General features: G+C 55.6%; 3 protein-coding genes. All 3 read right to left on the bottom strand.

Going from position 1 to position 3326, the window contains the following annotated elements; genetic code table 11:
* Positions 1 to 465: 465 nt before the first annotated feature.
* Positions 466 to 1107, bottom strand: coding sequence for a pyridoxal 5'-phosphate synthase glutaminase subunit PdxT (gene pdxT / locus KJ653_01405; protein MBU0684493.1), 642 nt, complete (start codon positions 1105 to 1107; stop codon positions 466 to 468).
* The gene (gene pdxS, locus KJ653_01400) at positions 1104 to 2066 is read right to left on the bottom strand and encodes a pyridoxal 5'-phosphate synthase lyase subunit PdxS (GenBank protein ID MBU0684492.1); all 963 of its coding nucleotides are present in this window, start codon (positions 2064 to 2066) and stop codon (positions 1104 to 1106) included. Before pdxS ends, pdxT begins: the two co-directional genes overlap by 4 nt.
* 99 nt (positions 2067 to 2165) lie before the next feature.
* On the bottom strand, positions 2166 to 3326 hold a 1161-nt coding region (locus KJ653_01395), incomplete at its 5' end, for a pyridoxal-phosphate dependent enzyme (GenBank protein MBU0684491.1).

Genomic DNA, 3326 nt, shown 5'->3' with positions numbered 1-3326 from the left:
TGGAACCTCGAAGCGAAGAAGCAGAGTGACGCAGCCCACTCCAATGCAAATCAAAGGGGTGTTGCCGCAGGGTGCAATTGCATGAAGAATGATGAGGGATATGTGTCAATTCGGCATTTTTCGTTTTTATTGAGATCAAGGAGGAATGTCTGATTCGACTCGGTTTCAAATCCCCCGTCATTGAAATCACAACCCTGGCATCAGCTCGAAATGAATCAGTGCATGATAATAGTGTGCGAGGGCCCGGATTATGGTCCGGAATCTACTGGTGATTAGAGCTGGCACATACAATCACAAGTATGGAGCAAAAAAGCGGTGTGCAACCGGTGTAGCGGCCTAGTATTCGCCCGCGACCAAAGCGTGATCCAACGAAGGCCAAATCAATAGCCTGCTCCAATCAGCTACTGGAGTTCACCATCGAGAATGGATTCAAAGGAGCTCACACTGGAGACTAATCTAACAGATCTAGTAGCTGGCGGTTCTTCCAGTTCCAATCTGCTGTACTACTGCTTTGACAAACAGCTGGTGAAGTCTGGTATCCGCTGTCAGCTCAGGATGGAAAGCAGTGCCAATCATGGTGTCTTGCCGGACTGCAACCGCCACATTGTTGAGCCTACATAGAACTTCAACCTGGGGTCCAGTCTCTCGGATAGCTGGAGACCGTATGAATACGCCTCTATACTCCCTCCCGCCGAACACAGGAATGTCCAAATCTACCTCGAAGGATTCTCTCTGTCTGCCATAGGCGTTCCTCTCGACCACGGTATCCATCAGACCCAGTATGGGTTGTTCGGTTTCCCCCGCAACCCGATCGAAGGTCCTCTTGGCCAGCAGAATCATGCCGGCGCACGTGCCCAGAACAGGCATTCCGCCGGATATCCGCTGTTTGACTTCCGCGAATGCCTGGTTGAGAATTGAGAGCCCGCCAATGACGGTGGTTTCCCCGCCGGGCATGATTAGACCATCGATAGTCCCGACTTCCTTGGGCGTTTTGACCCCAAGGACCTTGCCTTCGAGCCCCATCTCATTCAAAGCGAGGTTGGTCGCTGCAATGTGCTCTTCGATTGCGCCCTGCAATCCAAGAACGCCGATGTTCAGCTCCTTCATACAGTACCCCGTTCCTGCATCCTCAACTCCAGGTTGTTGACGTCAAGGCCTGTCATTGCTCTCTTCTCGTCTATCATCCTCTGGGCCTCTATTACGACGGAGGGATCATCGAAGAAGGTTGTGGCCAGAACAATTGATTTCGCCCTTTCCTTCGGATCCTCGGACTTGAAGATGCCAGAGCCAACGAAAACCCCGTCACACCCAAGAGTCATCATCAGGGCTGCGTCTGCTGGCGTGGCTATCCCACCGGCAGCGAAATTGACTACTGGTAGTCTTCCCAGTCTGCCAGTCTCGGCTACGAGGTCATAGGGAACCTTGAGTTCCCTTGCCGCCCTGATAAGTTCCTGCTTATCCTCATTCTCATAGGTTGACTTTATTCGCCTGATCTCGTTGTTGACAATCCTTATGTGCTTCACCGCCTCGGCGACGTTTCCCGTGCCGGGCTCGCCCTTGGTCCTGAGCATCGCCGCGCCTTCATCGATCCTCCGCAAAGCCTCCCCCAGTTCCCTACAGCCGCACACGAAGGGCGTTGTGAATTCCCACTTCCATATGTGCCTCTCCTCATCGGCAGGAGTCAGAACCTCAGATTCATCGATCATATCGACTCCCGCAGCCTCGAGGATTTTCGCCTCATAGGTATGACCAATGCGGCATTTGGCCATGACGGGAATTGTTACACCAGCCAATATCTCCTCAATGGCCTTCAGGCCGGCTGTACGCGCGACTCCCCCAGCTTTTCTGACGTCGTAGGGAAGTTTGTCAAGGACCATGACTGCGACAGCGCCTGCATCCTCAGCGATCTGCGCTTGCTCAATGCTCGTTACATCCATGATGACCCCGTGCTTCTGCATTCTCGCAAAGCCCCGCTTCAGCAGCGTCGTGCCCCGAACAGCCCCGCATCTCTCTGGCGATTCGTGCTCTTCCTCCTTCGTTCTCCTGATGGCGCATTCGCCCTGCATGGTTCATCTCTCCTGTAGGTTTAGACAACCATCCGAGGACAGCATACTTAACAGGACGCCTATGCATAAGCTGGAACCGATAGGACATGGATGCGGTCGTCATCTCCGCGGAACGCCGCCGGAGATCTGCGCCCGCACGAACTCCGTCCCCTTCTCAGTGAGCCCGTAGTATACTCTGATCCTCCTCTCCGGCGACCTCTCCCGCTTCTGGACGGCTATCAAGCCGAGGTCCTGGAGTTCTGCGAGGTGCTGATAGACGCTCACCAAGCTCAGATTCTTGCCAATGCGGTCTACCACCCTCTTGCGCAGAGCGTATGCGTAGCTTTCTCCTTCCTGGAGCGTGTCGATGATGACCATCTTTGTGTCGCCGATCCTCCTCGACACCGCGCCAGGTTCATACTTCGATATCATGCGCCTGGCGACATGGTTTTTCGCGGCTATCCTGCGCGCCATCGTCGGATCCTTGAGGCCAGTCCCAGTAATCGTGCAGACGACCGTGTCAGAGCGAACAATGGTCCCGAGGTCGACGAGTTTCCTGAGCCCTGCCACAGTCGATGCGGATGCCGGCTCGGCGAATACTCCCTCGTTCTTCGCCAGGAGCTTCACGGCATCCAGTATTTCCTTTTCCGAGACGACAGCGACATCACCCCGGGTCCTTCTGATCGCCTCGGCCGCCTCGTCTGCCATGGCTGGACTCTCGATTGCGATGTCCCTAGCGAAAGTGCAGTCGATGCTGGCCCGTCTGCGAGCGGACGGCCTGATCATGTCCGCTATTGGGGAGCACCCCTCTACCTGTACGCCAACGAGTCTCGTTCTCAAGTTGGAGGTAAGCCCAAGCTCCTCCAGTTCCCTCAGCCCCTTGTACATCATGGTTATGTGGGACCCGTTGCCCATCGGAACCACGATCCAGTCTGGAGGTCTCCATCCCAACTGATCGACGACCTCGATCCCGGTGGTTTTTATCCCTTCGAGAAAGAAGGGGTTTCTCGCAGTGACCGGATAGAACTCATCTTGGTTCTTGCGCAGGTGCTCAAACGCCTCCTCCCGGCTGGTACACGGCACGATCTCCGCTCCATAAGCGACCGTCTGGTACAGCTTCCCGAGATCTATCTGGCCCGGGAGGTACGCCCTTGATGTCAAACCGCCCCTTGCGCAGTAGGCGGCCAGGCTCGACGCCAGGTTGCCCGACCAACCACACGCAGCTGCTTTGAACCCGAGCGCTTTCGCGCGGGACACGTCCACGGTCATGCCCCTGTCTAT

The organism is Candidatus Thermoplasmatota archaeon (assembly GCA_018814355.1).
GTDB lineage: Archaea > Thermoplasmatota > Thermoplasmata > UBA10834 > UBA10834 > COMBO-56-21.
Note: the sequence above shows the minus strand (reverse complement) of the source record. Positions and strands in the feature narration are given on the sequence as shown.